Annotated in this window: 17 protein-coding genes; 16 read left to right on the top strand and 1 reads right to left on the bottom strand. The window is 34.4% G+C overall.

Annotated elements, in window-relative coordinates; translation table 11 throughout:
- The first annotated feature begins 339 nt into the window (after positions 1-339).
- From ribB to ES676_RS07360, 15 genes are all read left to right on the top strand, one after another.
- Positions 340-1,002: a 3,4-dihydroxy-2-butanone-4-phosphate synthase gene (ribB, locus tag ES676_RS07435; RefSeq protein ID WP_148369693.1), complete on the top strand. Its 663-nt coding sequence runs from the start codon at positions 340-342 to the stop codon at positions 1,000-1,002.
- Positions 1,003-1,578, top strand: coding sequence for a Crp/Fnr family transcriptional regulator (locus ES676_RS07430; protein WP_148369692.1), 576 nt, complete (start codon positions 1,003-1,005; stop codon positions 1,576-1,578).
- A gap of 25 nt (positions 1,579-1,603) precedes the next feature.
- Positions 1,604-2,347: a hypothetical protein gene (locus tag ES676_RS14940; RefSeq protein WP_211357859.1), complete on the top strand. Its 744-nt coding sequence runs from the start codon at positions 1,604-1,606 to the stop codon at positions 2,345-2,347.
- Between the two features lie 75 nt (positions 2,348-2,422).
- The gene (locus ES676_RS07415) at positions 2,423-3,112 is read left to right on the top strand and encodes a metallophosphoesterase family protein (protein ID WP_148369691.1); all 690 of its coding nucleotides are present in this window, start codon (positions 2,423-2,425) and stop codon (positions 3,110-3,112) included.
- A 384-nt stretch (positions 3,113-3,496) separates the two neighbouring features.
- Positions 3,497-3,784, top strand: coding sequence for a putative quinol monooxygenase (locus tag ES676_RS07410; RefSeq protein WP_215731642.1), 288 nt, complete (start codon positions 3,497-3,499; stop codon positions 3,782-3,784).
- 48 nt (positions 3,785-3,832) lie between these two features.
- A complete protein-coding gene (locus ES676_RS07405; RefSeq protein WP_148369690.1) occupies positions 3,833-4,327 on the top strand; it encodes a PPC domain-containing DNA-binding protein in 495 nt (164 codons plus the stop codon).
- Positions 4,328-5,256: 929 nt separating this feature from the next.
- Positions 5,257-7,248 (top strand): elongation factor G, encoded by a 1,992-nt coding sequence (locus ES676_RS07400; protein WP_148369689.1) that lies wholly within the window; start codon positions 5,257-5,259, stop codon positions 7,246-7,248.
- A 784-nt stretch (positions 7,249-8,032) separates the two neighbouring features.
- Positions 8,033-8,197: a Lacal_2735 family protein gene (locus ES676_RS07395; RefSeq protein WP_148369688.1), complete on the top strand. Its 165-nt coding sequence runs from the start codon at positions 8,033-8,035 to the stop codon at positions 8,195-8,197.
- A 15-nt stretch (positions 8,198-8,212) separates the two neighbouring features.
- A complete protein-coding gene (locus ES676_RS07390) occupies positions 8,213-8,614 on the top strand; it encodes a DUF2452 domain-containing protein (RefSeq protein ID WP_148369687.1) in 402 nt (133 codons plus the stop codon).
- 7 nt (positions 8,615-8,621) lie between these two features.
- Positions 8,622-8,912, top strand: coding sequence for a TIGR03643 family protein (locus ES676_RS07385; protein WP_148369686.1), 291 nt, complete (start codon positions 8,622-8,624; stop codon positions 8,910-8,912).
- Positions 8,913-10,031 (top strand): FAD-binding domain-containing protein, encoded by a 1,119-nt coding sequence (locus tag ES676_RS07380; protein ID WP_148369685.1) that lies wholly within the window; start codon positions 8,913-8,915, stop codon positions 10,029-10,031.
- A complete protein-coding gene (locus ES676_RS07375; RefSeq protein WP_148369684.1) occupies positions 10,028-11,488 on the top strand; it encodes a cryptochrome/deoxyribodipyrimidine photo-lyase family protein in 1,461 nt (486 codons plus the stop codon). Before ES676_RS07380 ends, ES676_RS07375 begins: the two co-directional genes overlap by 4 nt.
- A complete protein-coding gene (locus ES676_RS07370) occupies positions 11,485-11,613 on the top strand; it encodes a DUF2256 domain-containing protein (protein ID WP_148369683.1) in 129 nt (42 codons plus the stop codon). Before ES676_RS07375 ends, ES676_RS07370 begins: the two co-directional genes overlap by 4 nt.
- Positions 11,610-13,094 (top strand): cryptochrome/photolyase family protein, encoded by a 1,485-nt coding sequence (locus ES676_RS07365; RefSeq protein ID WP_148369682.1) that lies wholly within the window; start codon positions 11,610-11,612, stop codon positions 13,092-13,094. Before ES676_RS07370 ends, ES676_RS07365 begins: the two co-directional genes overlap by 4 nt.
- 28 nt (positions 13,095-13,122) lie before the next feature.
- Positions 13,123-13,479, top strand: a complete 357-nt coding sequence (locus tag ES676_RS07360) for a DoxX family protein (protein WP_148369681.1) — start codon at positions 13,123-13,125, stop codon at positions 13,477-13,479.
- A gap of 3 nt (positions 13,480-13,482) precedes the next feature.
- Here the strand turns inward: ES676_RS07360 and ES676_RS07355 are convergent, their stop codons facing one another.
- Complete coding sequence (locus ES676_RS07355; RefSeq protein WP_148369680.1) at positions 13,483-13,845, bottom strand: DoxX family protein; 363 nt, start codon at positions 13,843-13,845, stop codon at positions 13,483-13,485.
- Between the two features lie 614 nt (positions 13,846-14,459).
- Between ES676_RS07355 and ES676_RS07350 the strand changes: the two genes are divergently transcribed.
- On the top strand, positions 14,460-15,734 hold the full coding sequence (locus ES676_RS07350; protein ID WP_148369679.1) for an FAD-dependent oxidoreductase: 1,275 nt from the start codon (positions 14,460-14,462) through the stop codon (positions 15,732-15,734).
- Positions 15,735-16,000: the final 266 nt, after the last annotated feature.

The raw sequence follows: 16,000 nt of genomic DNA, 5'->3' as shown, positions 1-16,000 counted from the left end.
TTACTGCTTTTAGCTCACTTGGGAAATTCCTCTGGAATTTCGACGTTCGTGTTTAATTTACTAAATTCACTACTTAAACAACACAACAAAACTTATACATCAACGTTAGCTTTAATGCGGAAAAAATAACAGTATTTAAAGAACTGTTATTAATTAAACCCCATTCTCTTTAAACTCATTCCTCTGACCAATAACAAAATGTCCTATTTATAAATTATGCCTTATGAGTAAAAGTTTACTTGAGTATTTATTAAATAGATTAATTTATTGACTTACGTCAAATAGTTTGGCTTGAAACAATATTAGTTTTGCTAATCTAAAAATTAAAAATAATTAAAAATGGAATTAGCAGAATTAGATACGATACAATCGACTAGTACCGAAAGTCAGGAACAGTTAGAAAAAGCATTAATACATCTTCGAAATGGAAATGGAGTTATCTTAATTGATGATAAAGACAGAGAAAATGAAGGTGATTTGGTATTCTCGGCTCATAACATGACCAATAATCACATGGCACTTATGATTAGAAAATGTAGTGGTATTGTTTGCCTTTGTTTAACAAATGAAAAAGCCGATTCTCTTGATTTGCCTTATATGGTAAAGGAGAACACAAGTAGTTATCAAACTCCATTCACTGTGACAATAGAAGCAAAAGATGGTGTGACTACAGGGGTTTCTGCCAAGGATAGATTGACAACCATTCAAGCTGCGAGCAATGAAAAAGCTAAAAGTAGTGATTTGGCAAAACCAGGTCATATATTTCCATTGAGAGCTAATGACAAAGGTGTTCTAGGAAGAAAAGGCCATACAGAAGGTAGTATAGATTTAATGAAACTAGCAGGCTTACAACCAGAAGCAGTACTGTGCGAATTAATGAATGATGACGGAACAATGGCAAAAACGGATACAATCATAGAATTTGCAAAGACATATAATTTAATGGTCTTATCAATACAGGATATTATCCATTATCGAAAATTTGTTAGAGACTATAAATAAATGACAAATAATATCGAACTCACTAATTTCATAAAAAAGAATATTACTATTGAAGATGAAGATTTGAAAATCGTGTTGTCTTATTTTAAAACAATAAAAAAAAGTAAAAATGAGATTTTACTTTCTACTGGAAAAATTAGTCAGGTTAGTTATTTCGTAAAAAAAGGTTGTCTAAGATTATTTTTCATAGATGATAATGGTAAAGACGTTACCCGTTATATTGCATTTGAAAATCAATTTGCTACAGAACTGGTTAGTTTTATAACTAATGAACCTGCCCAAGAAACAATTCAAGTTATTGAAAATAGCGAACTTCTTTACATTAGTCACGATGACTTTAGGCATCTTATGCAAATTATTCCCAAATGGAAGGATTTTTATAATATATATTTAGAAAAAGCCTATGTAAATAATTCAAAGAGATTAATGTCTTTTACTACTTTAAATGCTTCAGAAAGATATAATCAGTTATTTAAAATAAACCCAAATATTGTTAAACGGTTACCAAACAAAATAGTAGCTTCTTATATAAATATATCACAAGAAACATTAAGTAGAATAAAATCTAAAATCTGACAATAAAATATAAAAGTTATAAAATATGAAATACGCATTATTACTCGGATTATTCGTACTACAATTCACGGGTTATTCACAATCGCATGCTGAAACCTCCAATTCTGAAAAAGCTAATGACAAGATGTTGCTAACAATCTTCCTTAAACATGATCAAAGCTTGACTTTGAATGAGGTTGAAGAGATAAGAATGGATCAAGGGTTTTATGAAAATCTTCCTCCAGAAGGTGTTTCTGTAGTTAATTGGTTTGTGGTTATGGGACTTGGCCAAGTGGCTATATTAGAACTTCCTGCTTCAAAATTATCAGCTGTAAATTTAGAAATTGAAAGAACTGCATGGAAGGCTTTTACAACAGAAATGTATGCAACTTACAATTTGTATCCTATTATAGAACATAAGTTAAAAAATAAGGCAAAGGTAGTGCTTGATTCCAAACCCAGCTCTGAAAAAGCTAATGACAAGTTGTTATTAACCATCTTTCTTAAACATGATCAAAGCATGAATTTAAATGAGATTGAAAAAATTAAAACCGATCAAGGGTTTTATGAAAATCTTCCACCAGAAGGTACTTCTGTAGTTAATTGGTTTGTAGTTATGGGGCTTGGTCAAGTAGTTGTATTAGAACTTCCTGCGTCAAAACTATCCGCTGTAAATTTGGCAATTGAAAGAACCGCATGGAAAGCTTTTACTACAGAAATTTATCCTACCTACAACCTATACCCAATCATAGAAAATAAATTAAAAAATAAGTCAAAAGTAAATTACTAGAATTTTAATGATAATCAGCAGTCAAACAAACTTAATATAAGCTTTGGGTTACACAGTATAAAAACAAAAGTAATTATGGCGATTTACGCAATTGGAGATATACATGGCAGTATAAACGCATTAAAAACTATTTTTCAACATGGTTTGATAAAGGAAGATGATAAAGTAGTTTTTCTTGGAGATTACGTTGATAAGGGAGCTGATAGCAAAGGTGTTATTGATTGGTTAATTGAAAAAAGTAAAACATTCGACTTCAAATTTATTCTTGGCAATCATGAGATAATGATGACACGTGCCAAATCTTCAACTGAAATATTTGAGTATTGGCTAGAAGATTATGGAGGATCACTTACATTAAACTCATATAAAATTGGTGATAACCAAAATTGGATGAATCAGATAGATAAATCGCATTGGAACTTTATTAATTCTTGCTTGCCCTATTTAGAAATTGGAGAATTTATATTCGTACATGCAGGACTTGAAGAAAACAAGCGTTTAGAGGAACAGAATGAGCATGATTTATTTTTCAAGAAATTTGAAGCACCTCTAATATATGATCCAATAAAAACTGTGATTTGCGGACATACTGCTCGAAAAAACGGAAAAATAGCAAATTTTAAACATACCATTTGCATAGATACTTATGCACACGGAGGTATGTGGTTAACATGTTTGAATGTTGAAACAGGCGAATTTTTAAAAGCAAATAACAAAGGACAAATAGAAAAAGGAAAATTAAAAAGAATGCACTTTGTCCCTTAAATTGAATTTAGCTAGTTTACGGAAATGTTCACTCAAACTCTTAATAAAAAGGAAAATTACTCCATCGAAATTTTGAGCAAGTTTGCGGAAATTTAAAAAAAGAATTTGATTATAATCTAAAAGACACTCAAAGCTAACTTAAGATGTATATAAAAATAAAAAAATAGGCGAAATAGTGCTAAATCCAAGGCTTGTGGCTCGTATCAAACTTTGTACTTAACCGAAAGTTTTGTGCTTGCAAATCGCCTACTTTTCATATACTAACCGTTAGCGGTTATTGAAAAACAAACATCCTACATAATATGAAATAGATAAAAAAGGCAACGTGAACTGTTCAACCTCAATTAAAAGTTCATATTAATAGTCTGGACTCAAAAAAAAAGTATGACGAAAAAATTAAAAGTATTTATTATGAGTAAATTAAAAATTATAGCTACAATTATTGTTAAACCCGAATTTAAGGAAGATGTCTTAAATATGCTACAAACCGTTACTGATGCCACACGAAAAGAGGAAGGTAATATCTCGTATATATTGCATCAAGATATTAATAACAGCTCAAAGATCATAATTTTGGAAGAATGGAAATCTCAGGAAGCGATCGACTTTCATAATCAAACAGAGCATTTTGTAATATTAAAGACCGAACTTGGAAAAAGGCCGATAGTTTAACGATAGATATAATAACGGAGTCTTATTAAATTTAAAATTTTATACAAAATGAAACGTTCAATTTTAATAGTACTGTGTTTTGCAGTATCTTTTTTAGCAAACGCACAATCAAATTCTAAACTGTACACGTACAAGCAGTTTGGTAACAAGTATGTTGTAAGTATTCAAAACCATGCTGAGATTACAAAAGCAATCACTGCGTTTGTTGAAGAACATAATATAAAAGCAGGAACAATTTCAGGTCTTGGTGCTGTAAGTGAAGCTACTTTACGATTTTTTGATCCAGCGACTAAAGAATTTGTAGATAAAACTTTCACCGAACAAATGGAAATCACCAACTTAACAGGCAATATATCTCAACAAAATGATAACCACTACATACACATGCATGTAACACTTGGACGTAACGATTACACGGCATTAGCGGGACACTTGCTTACAGCCAAAATTAATGGAGCTGGAGAATTTGTTATAGAAAGTTTTGATGGAACCGTTAATCGCTATTATGATGAGAACATTGGTCTAAACTTGTACAATTTTTAGAAGCATAAAAAAGAAGACAGGTAATAAACATAGACAAATTGCTGCATTCATAGCCTTGGGAAATGTACAACTTCAATTAAAATTTCATATAAATGCAGGAATGAATATCGGACTAACAAAAGAAAATATTACGTTATTAATGACTGTGTATTCAGGAAAAAACAACAAACCGTTAATCGAGTAGACGGCTCCTCTCCTAAATAGGAACGGAGTGCGCCTCTCACACCACCATACGTACGGGTCTCGTATACCGTTTCTGCTTGGTCTATCCTGAGCGAAGTCGAAGGGATCAGTACCGAGTGTTGTAGTCTCTCTTCCTTCAGAGCTACTTCACAGTTACCGCCCTTGCCACTTACTAATGCTTCTAGGCGTTACCCCAGCGCATAAGGGACTTGCAACCCTCTAGTTTAATTACTTACTCTGCAGTAAGTTAAAGATGCCCATACTGGGCACACACCGTATATAAAAAATTACATAGTTTTAGCCTACTTACGAAAATCCTAGCAGATCTTCTATTCAGTTTTCCTTTACTAATTTAGTTGCTAGCTAACACAACTAAACGTTCACAACTCGTTGGTTTTAATTTAAATCAATCCCTTTTACGCAAACTTAATCAGACGTATTTGCATCATTAAAAACTTTAAAGACTACATATAAGTATACTTTTACATTAATTTACATACTTATATGTATAAATATCTTAGCAAATGAGAATCAAGAAAAAATTACGCCTACAACAGCTGGTCCAAAAATGGGTTAATTTTAAGGTTAAGGGAATTAGAAAGAATACTTCAAGTTTCAGCTTAAGTCCTCGTTAATAATTATCAACTTGTAAAAAAATTAATAAAGTAATCTTTAAAAACAAACCTCGCCAGAAGATATGTCATCTAAAAATAATGGGATATGCTTAGGTCTACACTCCCCAACTTATGTTAGATAAAACAGTTTTAACCATAGGGATTTTAGCGCATGTAGATGCAGGGAAGACCTCAATTACCGAGTGTCTGCTGCACCATTCAGGGACAACTAAATCTCTGGGTAGTGTCGATAAAGGTTCAGCCATTACTGATGGTTTAACTATGGAAAAAAGTAGAGGGATTTCCATCAAAGCGTCATCCGTTAATTTCTCTTGGGAGGATAGTTTAGTCCAGTTGGTAGATACCCCAGGGCATATTGATTTTTCGGCTGAAGTTGATCGATCTCTTTCGATATTGGATGGTGTAATACTAGTGGTTTCTGCCAAGGAAGGCGTTCAAGCCCATACCCTTAACCTTTGGGAGAGCTTAATCGAGCGAAAACTACCTGTTATCATTTTCTTTAATAAAATAGATAGGGCTGGCGTAGATGTAGAACACGTTTTTTTAGATTTTCAAAAAGACTTAGGCGCTAAGCTTTTCGCTTTGAATTATCCGGATGTATCTAATATAGATAATCCCAAATTGTTATCGTTTACAAATTGTAGTAATCATACAGACTCAAAGATCCTTGAAAAATCACTGGAGAATCTAGCAGAATGCGACGAGACTTTTCTCGCGCAATATCTGGAAGGAGAAACCTCTGATTTGGGACAAGTTTTAAAGAAAGGAAAACAAAATATAAAAACTGGAGGACTTTATGGTGCGCTTTTCGGTAGTGCCAAATTAGGCCTAGGCATAGAGGAATTATTAAACAGTATTTTAACGTTCATCCCCCAACCTAAAAGCGACTACTCAACTGCCGCTGCAAAAGTTTTTAAAGTAACCTTCCATGAAAAAAAAGGAAAGTTAGCCTACCTAAAAGTGTATGGAGGCACGCTAAAAAGCAAAGACGTCATTCGATCTCAACGGCTGGATAAAGGGATTAAAATAAATCAGATTTTTAAAACAATCCTTGGCGATTTAGTCCAATGTTCTGAATTACATCATGGAGAGATAGGCGTTGTTACCACTTCTGATAGTATACTTTCTGGGGATATTTTAGGTTCTGAAAACCTAAATGATCACTATTCGAAAATTAGTAAGGCTGTACTAGGCGTGCAAGTGATAGCAAAGGACGTAAAAAAGTATCAAAAATTGGGGGAAGCTTTAGAGATCCTTAATATTGAAGATCCGATATTAGATTTTAAATGGTTTAAGGAAGAAAAAGAGTTTCACTTAAAAATTTTGGGGCCTATTCAAACTGAGGTTCTGAAAGAAAATTTAATACAAAGATGGGCGATTGAAGCAGAATTCCAAAAACCCAAAGTAATTTATAAAGAAACGCCCTCTAAGTCAGCAGAAGGCTATGTGCGTTACTGGATGCCTAAGCCATGCTGGGCCATTATGACATTCTTGATAGAACCAGCACCACTGGGTAGTGGCATTTCATTTACTTCGAACGTAAGAACGAGTGACATAAGCAACAAGTATATTAATGAGGTCAAGCGAGCCATTCCTTGGTCTCTGAGACAAGGCATTCTTGGTTATGAAGTCACTGATTTATCCATTACCCTTATAGCAGGAACGGAACACACCGTTCATTCAAACCCCGGCGATTTTTTATTAGCGACACCAATGGGCGTGCTCAAAGCATTAGAAAATGCCGGAACAGATCTTTTAGAACCCATGTATGCCTTTGAAATAAAAGCCAGTCAGGATTTGTTAGGGCCCATTTCTAGCGATTTAAACCAAATGAATGCGCAGATAGATGCTCCTGTTTTCGATAATGATTTTTTTATCTTACGTGGCAGAGTTTCAGTCGCTGCTGCCATGAGTTATTCTATAAAATTTAATGCTACGACCTCTGGGAAAGGCCGTCTTAAACTAGTGCTGGATGGCTATAAAAAAACCAGTATTACTGAAGACAAAATAAGGAGCTACAAAGGCGTTTCACCTCTAGATGAATCTCAATGGATACTACACATGCGGGGCGCCTTTAAAGCAGATGACCGGAAATCTAAATAAAAATGCTTGCTGATTTCCCCTTGTGCTAATTGCTTTGGTAATAGACCATAATCTAAAGTAAAATCAGTAGCATCTCTATGTAACCTGCAGTTAAGTAAATCGTAACCTAGAGCTAATCTATAATCTCCCAAAGGGTTTCTAATAAAGAACAGTTTGAGAAATTGGCGTCGCCAATAGAGAACAAATAATTAAAAAATATGAATTTAAATAATGTAATAAATTCGATAGTGTAAGTTCGTGTATACTCCTCAAGTAAATTAATACTTTTCACGTCATTTTAGCAGCCAAACTACAAAAAAACGCTAAACTTTTATGAGATAGAGACCTATGCGGTGACTACTATAAACAACCTCTTCCATCCCCTTATAGACACCAAAAAGCTCCAATTATTATCGTTGTCTCCGTCTCCAAAAAACAAAACCACAACAGAGTTATAAACCGTAGGTTACGGTTGTATTTTTCAATCCTTTGGTTGTCCTATTTTTTTATTTTTAGGAATATTAAACGGCTATTTAATTATCTAGTTTACTATTAGTCGCACGAAAAAAAGAATATTTTTAGAGCTTCATTTTCTATATTTTACTTCTTGCATAGTGATAGAAAATAACGTAAACATTAAAAAAAGGCACCCCACCGCACTCACTATTATGTAGCACTGTGCAAAATTTGTAAAACTTTATGATTTATTTTGTTTAACAATATTTCCAAATAGTTAAACATTTTGTATCTTTATAGAATAACCTAGAAAAGATTTTTTCAAGGAAAAATAAATTTAATAGAAATTATGTTCGGATTATTCAAAAAGAAATCAGAGAAAGAAAAGTTGCAATTACAGTATGAAAAACTTTTAAAGGAAGCCCATACCCTATCGACGTCTAATAGAAAGATGAGCGATCAAAAAACGTTTGAAGCGGAAGAGGTTATAAAACAACTTGAAAAACTGAGCTAAGATAATACTAGGACTATGGTAAAAGATACAAAACCAGATAATGTCGTTTTTAATACAGAAACGCAAAAGTATGATGCGTCACTGCGGCCTTATGCCACTTCTGTTGGCGCTCCAGTAATTACTACGACAGATACGATGGCCTGGAAAAACAGAAGTATTAATAAAATAAACCATAAGGTAAAAGGAAAATATACAGAGCTTAAAGCTGAGTATGATAAAATGATGCAAGAGTTTGAATACAATACGCTTATTTTTAATGCAAAATTCACTTTTGAACCCATTATCGGGCATATATACCATTTATATAAAAGAGACAACGGAGAGTCCTTTCTTTCCATTATAGCACCAGAGCAATGCCACTTTAATCCAATAGGTAGTTTTTATTTGAATGCAGACCTAATTTGGGAAAAAATATAACGGAAGTATGGCTACAGACAAAGAACATTTTACAGAAAGAGAATTAGACCGCATTATAGAAATGGCTTGGGAAGACAGGACCCCTTTTGAGGCGATTTTATATCAGTTTGAATTACCAGAGAAAGAGGTCATTAAAGTAATGCGCCGCCAGCTTAAAACATCGAGTTTTAAACGGTGGAGGAAAAGAGTGAACAGCGGTGTTAGTCAGAAACATTTAAAGAAACGAAATTCAGATATTACGCGCTTTAAATGCTCCCGTCAAAGCGCTATCTCTGGTAATAAAATAAGTAAGCGTTAAATGGACTGGTGTCATCGCGAAAATGTTCTTTTCCCGACCGGTTATACCGAGATTATTGAGCGTGTTCGCGCTATCGATCCGGTTAAATATGGTGCAACACGTAATTACATCAACGGTTCGGTTACTTACCTCTCCCCTTATATTTCTAGAGGTATTGTTTCTACGAAATTTATTCTTTCTCAAATTTTAAATAGAGGGTATAAACCCGCTCAAATAGAGAAATTTATTCAAGAATTAGCCTGGAGAGATTATTGGCAACAGGTGTGGATTTCAAAAGGGAACGCCATTAATTATGACTTGAAACACGAGCAAAAACCGGTTTCAAACACTTCCATTGCAAAAGTAATTGTGGAGGCGAATATGGGCATTGAAGCTATTGATAATGCCCTTTATACATTTTACAAAACAGGCTATTTACACAATCACCTTAGAATGTACATCGCTTCAATCGCTTGTAATATTGGGCAAAGTCATTGGAAAGTTCCCGCACAATGGATGTATTATCATTTATTGGATGCCGATTGGGCAAGCAACGCATTAAGTTGGCAATGGGTGGCTGGCACAAATGCGAATAAAAAATATGTTGCCAATCAAGATAATATTAATAAATATTGCTTCACCCAACAAAAACACACCTTTCTAGATGTACCGTATGATGCTTTTAGTAGCTTAGAAATTCCTGAAATTTTAAAAAACACTTCGGAAGTAGAATTAAAAACACCTTTGCCAAAACAGAAAATTATTGTTATTGATGAGGCGCTTCCCACCTGTATATATAATTTTTACAATCTAGACCCACTTTGGAAAAAAGAGCGTTTAGCAAATAGAATTTTAATATTAGAGCCTTCACATTTTGAAGAATATCCTATATCTCAAAATACAATAGATTTCATCATTACATTTTCCGAAGAAAACATCGCCAATATTCAAATTTACATCGGTGAATTTAATACTCTTATTACGACGTATAACTTCGGAAACATTTTCTATAAAGAACATCCTTTAAACAAGCATTACAAAGGTATAGAAGAACCTAGAGAATGGTTATTTAATGTGCAGGGCTATTATCCTTCCTTCTTTGCTTTTTGGAAACAATGTAAAAAACAACTAACGTATTGAAAAACCACGCTATAAATATTGTGTGGTTAAAACGCGACATCCGCTCGCAAGACCACGAGCCGCTATTAAAGGCGGAGCAAGCTGGTATTCCGTACCGTATAATTTACATCTTTGAACCCTCACTTATTGAATACCCAGATACTAGCCCTCGGCATTTGCAATTTATATACCACTCTATTAGCGCTTTAAACCAAACATTAGCACCGTTTAAGAGAAGTGTAGCGATTTTTTATGGAGAAGCTATAGACATCTTTGAATTTTTAAAAGCAACGTTCGCTATTACAAATATTTTTAGTTTTCGTGAAAGTGGAACTCAAAGCACTTGGCAACGCGATAAAAAAGTGAGTTTATTTTGTAAAGCGCATACTATTATTTGGCAAGAATCGCAACGAGATGGTATTTTACGAGGGATTAAAAATAGAAACGATTGGAGCAAACAATGGCACGCTACAATGCAGCATTCGGTAATAGAAAACCACTTTTCAGTATTTGAGCAAGAACCGCTTGAACATCCCTTTTTATTACCAGAAAAATTAGAAGCGCAGTTAGCAGACTACCCGAAACACTATCAACCCGCTGGCGAACAGAATGCGTGGCGCTATTTAAAATCATTTACAGATAAAAGAGGAATTAACTACCAAAAACACATTTCAAAGCCTACCGAAAGCAGAATGGGATGCAGTAGGCTGTCACCTTATCTAGCTTGGGGAAATTTGAGTATAAAACAAGCGTTTCAATATATTGGAACACACCCTAACGGCACAAAAAATAGCAGGGCTTTTTCGGCAATGCTTACCAGGTTGCATTGGCATTGTCATTTTATACAAAAATTTGAAGTGGAATGTCGTTACGAAACCCATTGCATCAATAAAGGATATGAACTCTTACCACACAAAAAAAACGACGTTTTTATTAAAGCTTGGAAAACAGGCACTACAGGGTACCCTTTAATCGATGCGTGTATGCGTGCCGTGGAACAAACAGGTTGGATTAACTTTAGAATGCGCGCTATGGTAGTGTCGTTTTTAACCCTTAACTTAGATCAAGATTGGCGAGAGGGTGCCTATCATTTGGCACGACAGTTTTTAGACTATGAACCAGGTATTCATTATCCGCAGTTTCAAATGCAAGCAGGCACCACAGGTATTAACACCGTGCGTTTGTATAATCCTGTAAAAAACTCACAGGAGCACGACCCTAAGGGTACATTCATTAAAAAATGGATACCAGAACTCAAAAATGTGCCCCTTGCCTATATCCATGAACCTTGGAAAATGACCGCAATGGAACACGTTTTTTGCGGCATTACAATAGGGGAAGATTACCCCTTGCCTATTGTAGACCTCCAAGAAAGTGCACGCATGGCTAGAGATAAAATTTGGGGTCATAGAAAACATCCCGCTGTCCAAAAAGAAAAGATACGTTTATTACAAATACATGTCAATACCAAGAGATGAAAAAACAACACCTTCCAGAAAAAACATGTGTGCTGTGTAAACGCCCATTTCTATGGCGTAAAAAATGGAAAAAGAATTGGAACGAAGTAAAATACTGTAGCGCGCGTTGCAGAAACAATAAATGAAACACATTAGTATAGTATTCCCACATCAGTTATTTGAGAGGTCTCCACTTTTTGAAGTGAATGCCCCTGTATATATCGTCGAAGACTATTTATTTTTTAAACAGTACCCTTTCCACAAACAAAAAATAGCCTTTCATAGAGCGACAATGAAACGGTATGCCGATTTTCTTCGGAAAGATAAAAATCTTAAAGTGTTCTATATTGAAGCTATCGCAGAAATTTCAGAGGTTAGACAGCTTATTCCTGAATTGAAACGTCTTGGTGTTGAACATATCCATTATATTGAACCCACCGATAACTGGCTTCAAAAAAGAATAGATAAAGGGTGTTTAGATAATAATATATCAGCCACCGTTTATAATTCACCTTTATTCTTAAACACCAAAGAGGACCTCGCTGATTTTTTTAAATCAGATAAATTGAAATACCACCAAAGCGCCTTTTACAAACAACAGCGGAAAAGACTGAATATTTTAATGGAAGCTAACGGCGATCCAACTGGTGGAAAATGGTCTTTTGATGCCGAGAATAGAAAAAAATATCCCGCTAAAAAAACACCTCCAGCTATTCAATTTCCAGAGGTTGATGAGTATTATGAAGAAGCAAAACAGTACGTTGCTAAAAACTTTTCAAATCATTTAGGAAGTCTTACAGAATATCCATTATATCCCACTAATTTTGAAACCACCAAGGCTTGGCTTAATCATTTTTTTGAGCAGCGTTTTATGGAGTTTGGCGTGTACGAAGACGCGATTGTTGCAGAACACTCTATACTACATCATAGCGTATTAACACCGATGCTTAATGTGGGTTTAATAACCCCTAAAGAAATTATAGAAGCGTGCTTATTATATGCTGAAGAGAATACCATCCCCATTAATTCTACTGAAGGTTTTGTACGTCAAATAATAGGATGGCGGGAGTTTATAAGAGGTATTTATGATGCTAGAGGAAGTGACGCGCGTACTACTAATTTTTGGAAATTTAAAAAGAAAATACCACCTTCGTTTTATAACGGAACGACAGGTATTGTGCCTATTGATGTCACCATAAAAAAAGTGTTGCGCACCGGTTATTGTCATCACATTGAGCGTTTAATGGTACTAGGTAATTTTATGATGCTATGCGAGTTTGATCCAGACGAGGTGTATAAATGGTTCATGGAACTTTTTATTGATGCGTACGATTGGGTAATGGTTGGTAATATTTACGGAATGAGTCAATTTGCAGATGGCGGATTGATGGCTTCTAAACCTTATATAAGTGGTAGTAATTACGTGATGAAAATGAGTAACTACAAAAAGGGCGAGTGGCAAGCGACTTGGGATGGCCTTTTTTGGCGATTTATGCATACCCATCGCGATTTCTTTTTGTCGAATCCACGATTAGGAATGCTAGTGAGACTGTTTGATAAAATGCCCGTCGAGACACAGCAAAAGCACCTTGAGAAGGGAGCCCTTTATTTACAAACTTTAGAATGATAAAATTAATTAAAACAACACACACACAATGAATATATTACATATCACTGTATTTATATCCAGTAGCGCCTTTTTATTTTATGGCACTAATTGCTTAGTGTCTAAGAAAATGAAGGCCGAATTTATTAGGTTCGGTCTTGAAAAACAAAGAGTAGCCACAGGATACTTTCAATTATTAGGGGCTTTAGGTCTCGTTTTCGGGTATTTCTTTTCGCCTAATTTGGTGTTTATAGCCTCAGTAGGTTTAACGCTTTTAATGCTTTCGGGATTTGCTGTAAGACTAAAAATAAAAGATAGTCTTTTAGAATCATTACCCTCCCTGCTTTTTGCACTTATTAATCTGTACATCTGTATTAAATATTACGATAAACTTTCCTTCATATAAATTTTAAAAGAAAGCTATAAATAAGCACATAATTAAAAATAATGCGGCAGGAAAGGACTTAAATAAGGGGTCTTTTATTTTTAGGTGCATAGCCACAGAGCCTAATAAAAGAGCTGCCAAACCTAAAGCTGCTGGTTGTTTTAGAACAGGATACCATATCGCAACAATTAGTAAAATTGCTAGCGTTACTTTTATAAAACCAACAATATAACATACCGTGGCCGATAAGCCGTATACTTTAAACTCCTCCATTATTGTTGTCGCATTTCCGCCGCGCCATCGTGTTGCTTTTTTACTTTGTAAAAGCCATACATTTAAAAGGCTAATTCCTACAATAACTTGGAAAGCAATAACTAAATAATTCATATTTCTAATTGATTGGTTAATTTAAACTACGAACAATAAAACATGTTTCATTATTTATAATGGAACATCGTACATTATTCAAAGCTAGTCGGTAATAAATTTGTTATTTTAAATTTACACTATTTTATTCTGCAAGCGACTATTTTATTATACTTAAAGATAATAAAAGCATCTATAGCCTTTTTTATTTTAGATTCCTGCGTAACAAAGCTACAAAATTGTTTAACGAATAACAATAAATGTTAAACAAAATTACGATCGCACTACTATCCACACTACCAAATCAACGTTTAAAGTTCTTAATATAAGTATATTGTGAAGCCTAAGCAATACTTTATCTACACTACATTTATCAAAAAATTAGGCCGCTGGGACGTAGCCGCTTGTGTACAAAAAAATAAAGTAAGGTAAACCTATAGCTCTTAATTATGTGTTTTACGCCCCGTGAATTACGATAACAGAAATAATAGTAGGTAGTTGACGTCTATAAGAGAGCGTTGAGGTATAACCAACTATAATTTTTGTTACTTTTACAGTGGACGCATTAAAGCCTCTTTACGTCTATTAAACACACTTTTAAAAAGCGTGTCCTTTGTCACTAAATAATAAATAGCATGTATAAAAAAGATTATAAAATACACATTATTGGGGCTGGAGTTAGCGGACTCATAGCTGCCAAAGTTTTGAATGATCATGGTTATAGTTGTGTTATTATTGAGGCGACAGACCGTGTTGGCGGAAGAGTTAAAACGGATAATGTAAAGGGCTACCGATTAGATCATGGTTTCCAAGTATTGTTAACGGCCTACCCGGCTGCTCAAAAACATCTTGATTTTGAAACGTTAGATCTACAGAATATACTACCTGGCGCTTCCATTTTTAAAAATAATAAACAAAAAATAATAGGTGATCCTTTAAGAGATTGGTCTTTTCTATTACCTACCCTTTTTTCTGGAATAGGAAACTTTTCCGATAAACTTAAAATACTGGCGCTTAATACTAAACTCAAGAAAAAAACATTAGTCGATATATTTGCTAGCGAAGAACAATCTACTGTATCCTATTTAACGGATTTAGGTTTCTCAAATGAAATGATTACAGATTTCTTTAAACCTTTTTTCGGCGGTATTTTTCTTGAAACGGCACTTGAAACGTCAAGTAGAATGTTCGAATTTATTTATAAAATGTTTGGTGAGGGGTATGCCGCTTTACCGAAAGCGGGAATGGAAGCAATTCCGATACAATTAGCGCAAAACCTAAAAAACACGACGTTCAAATTCAATACAACAGTCGCATCCCTTACAGAAAAGGAAATATTGCTTACTGATAATACAAAACTAGACAGCCATTTTACTATAATTGCCACGGAGGCGCGCCCTTTCATTTCCGATTTAAAAAGTAATTTAACCGAATGGACCTCTTGCGATACCTTATATTTTGAAACGCAAAGCAGAGTCATAAAAAGGCCATTAATTGGACTTATCCCTAAAAAGGGAGCACTAATAAATAATATATTTTACCCTACAAGTCTACAAAGCACGATAACTCCGGGTAAAGAGTTGCTCTCGGTAACGGTAACAAATAATCAAAACCTGTCTAACAACGTACTCATAGAAAGCGTAAAAAGGGAATTAATGACACTTTGCGGTATGGATTCTTTAACGTTTTTAAAACTTTACAATATCCCAAAGGCATTACCAAAATTAACCGATTTAAAGTACGAGATGTCACCCTCTGAAACGCGATTAACCCGTAGTTTATATCTTGCCGGAGACACACAATTAAACGGGTCCTTAAATGCTGCCATAATTTCTGGTGAAAGAGCTGCACTTGCAGTTATAAAAGAGGTTTCTAATGCGATTGAGAAGGAAAATATTGTGACGTCATAATGGTAAACGACGGACACTGTCTTTAAAGTTATGGTGAAATGTCAAGAATTATGGTATAGTCCTACTAAACAACAATCTATTGAGACATATTTAAAAATTAGAAATGCTGAGGTATTAGAAAATTTAATTCTTTCACGCCTAGAGTGAGAACACATTTTTAAACGCGATTGGGGACCTCAACGCGCAACTAATTGGTATGATTGTCTAGAAAATGTCTTATAAAAAAAATACTAACTCTAGATATTTTGAGTCACAACAAAACATAG

Origin of the sequence: Bizionia saleffrena, assembly GCF_008086175.1 — a bacterium.
Taxonomy (GTDB): Bacteria; Bacteroidota; Bacteroidia; order Flavobacteriales; family Flavobacteriaceae; genus Bizionia; species Bizionia saleffrena.
The sequence above is the reverse complement of the archived record's forward strand: the minus strand, read 5'-3'. Positions and strand labels throughout refer to the sequence as shown.

Coding starts and splice junctions, on each gene's coding strand:
- ribB (WP_148369693.1), top strand. CDS start 340: ATGGAATTAGCAGAATTAGATACGATACAATCGACTAGTACCGAAAGT.
- ES676_RS07430 (WP_148369692.1), top strand. CDS start 1,003: ATGACAAATAATATCGAACTCACTAATTTCATAAAAAAGAATATTACT.
- ES676_RS14940 (WP_211357859.1), top strand. CDS start 1,604: ATGAAATACGCATTATTACTCGGATTATTCGTACTACAATTCACGGGT.
- ES676_RS07415 (WP_148369691.1), top strand. CDS start 2,423: ATGGCGATTTACGCAATTGGAGATATACATGGCAGTATAAACGCATTA.
- ES676_RS07410 (WP_215731642.1), top strand. CDS start 3,497: ATGACGAAAAAATTAAAAGTATTTATTATGAGTAAATTAAAAATTATA.
- ES676_RS07405 (WP_148369690.1), top strand. CDS start 3,833: ATGAAACGTTCAATTTTAATAGTACTGTGTTTTGCAGTATCTTTTTTA.
- ES676_RS07400 (WP_148369689.1), top strand. CDS start 5,257: ATGTTAGATAAAACAGTTTTAACCATAGGGATTTTAGCGCATGTAGAT.
- ES676_RS07395 (WP_148369688.1), top strand. CDS start 8,033: ATGTTCGGATTATTCAAAAAGAAATCAGAGAAAGAAAAGTTGCAATTA.
- ES676_RS07390 (WP_148369687.1), top strand. CDS start 8,213: ATGGTAAAAGATACAAAACCAGATAATGTCGTTTTTAATACAGAAACG.
- ES676_RS07385 (WP_148369686.1), top strand. CDS start 8,622: ATGGCTACAGACAAAGAACATTTTACAGAAAGAGAATTAGACCGCATT.
- ES676_RS07380 (WP_148369685.1), top strand. CDS start 8,913: ATGGACTGGTGTCATCGCGAAAATGTTCTTTTCCCGACCGGTTATACC.
- ES676_RS07370 (WP_148369683.1), top strand. CDS start 11,485: ATGAAAAAACAACACCTTCCAGAAAAAACATGTGTGCTGTGTAAACGC.
- ES676_RS07365 (WP_148369682.1), top strand. CDS start 11,610: ATGAAACACATTAGTATAGTATTCCCACATCAGTTATTTGAGAGGTCT.
- ES676_RS07360 (WP_148369681.1), top strand. CDS start 13,123: ATGAATATATTACATATCACTGTATTTATATCCAGTAGCGCCTTTTTA.
- ES676_RS07355 (WP_148369680.1), bottom strand. CDS start 13,845: ATGAATTATTTAGTTATTGCTTTCCAAGTTATTGTAGGAATTAGCCTT.
- ES676_RS07350 (WP_148369679.1), top strand. CDS start 14,460: ATGTATAAAAAAGATTATAAAATACACATTATTGGGGCTGGAGTTAGC.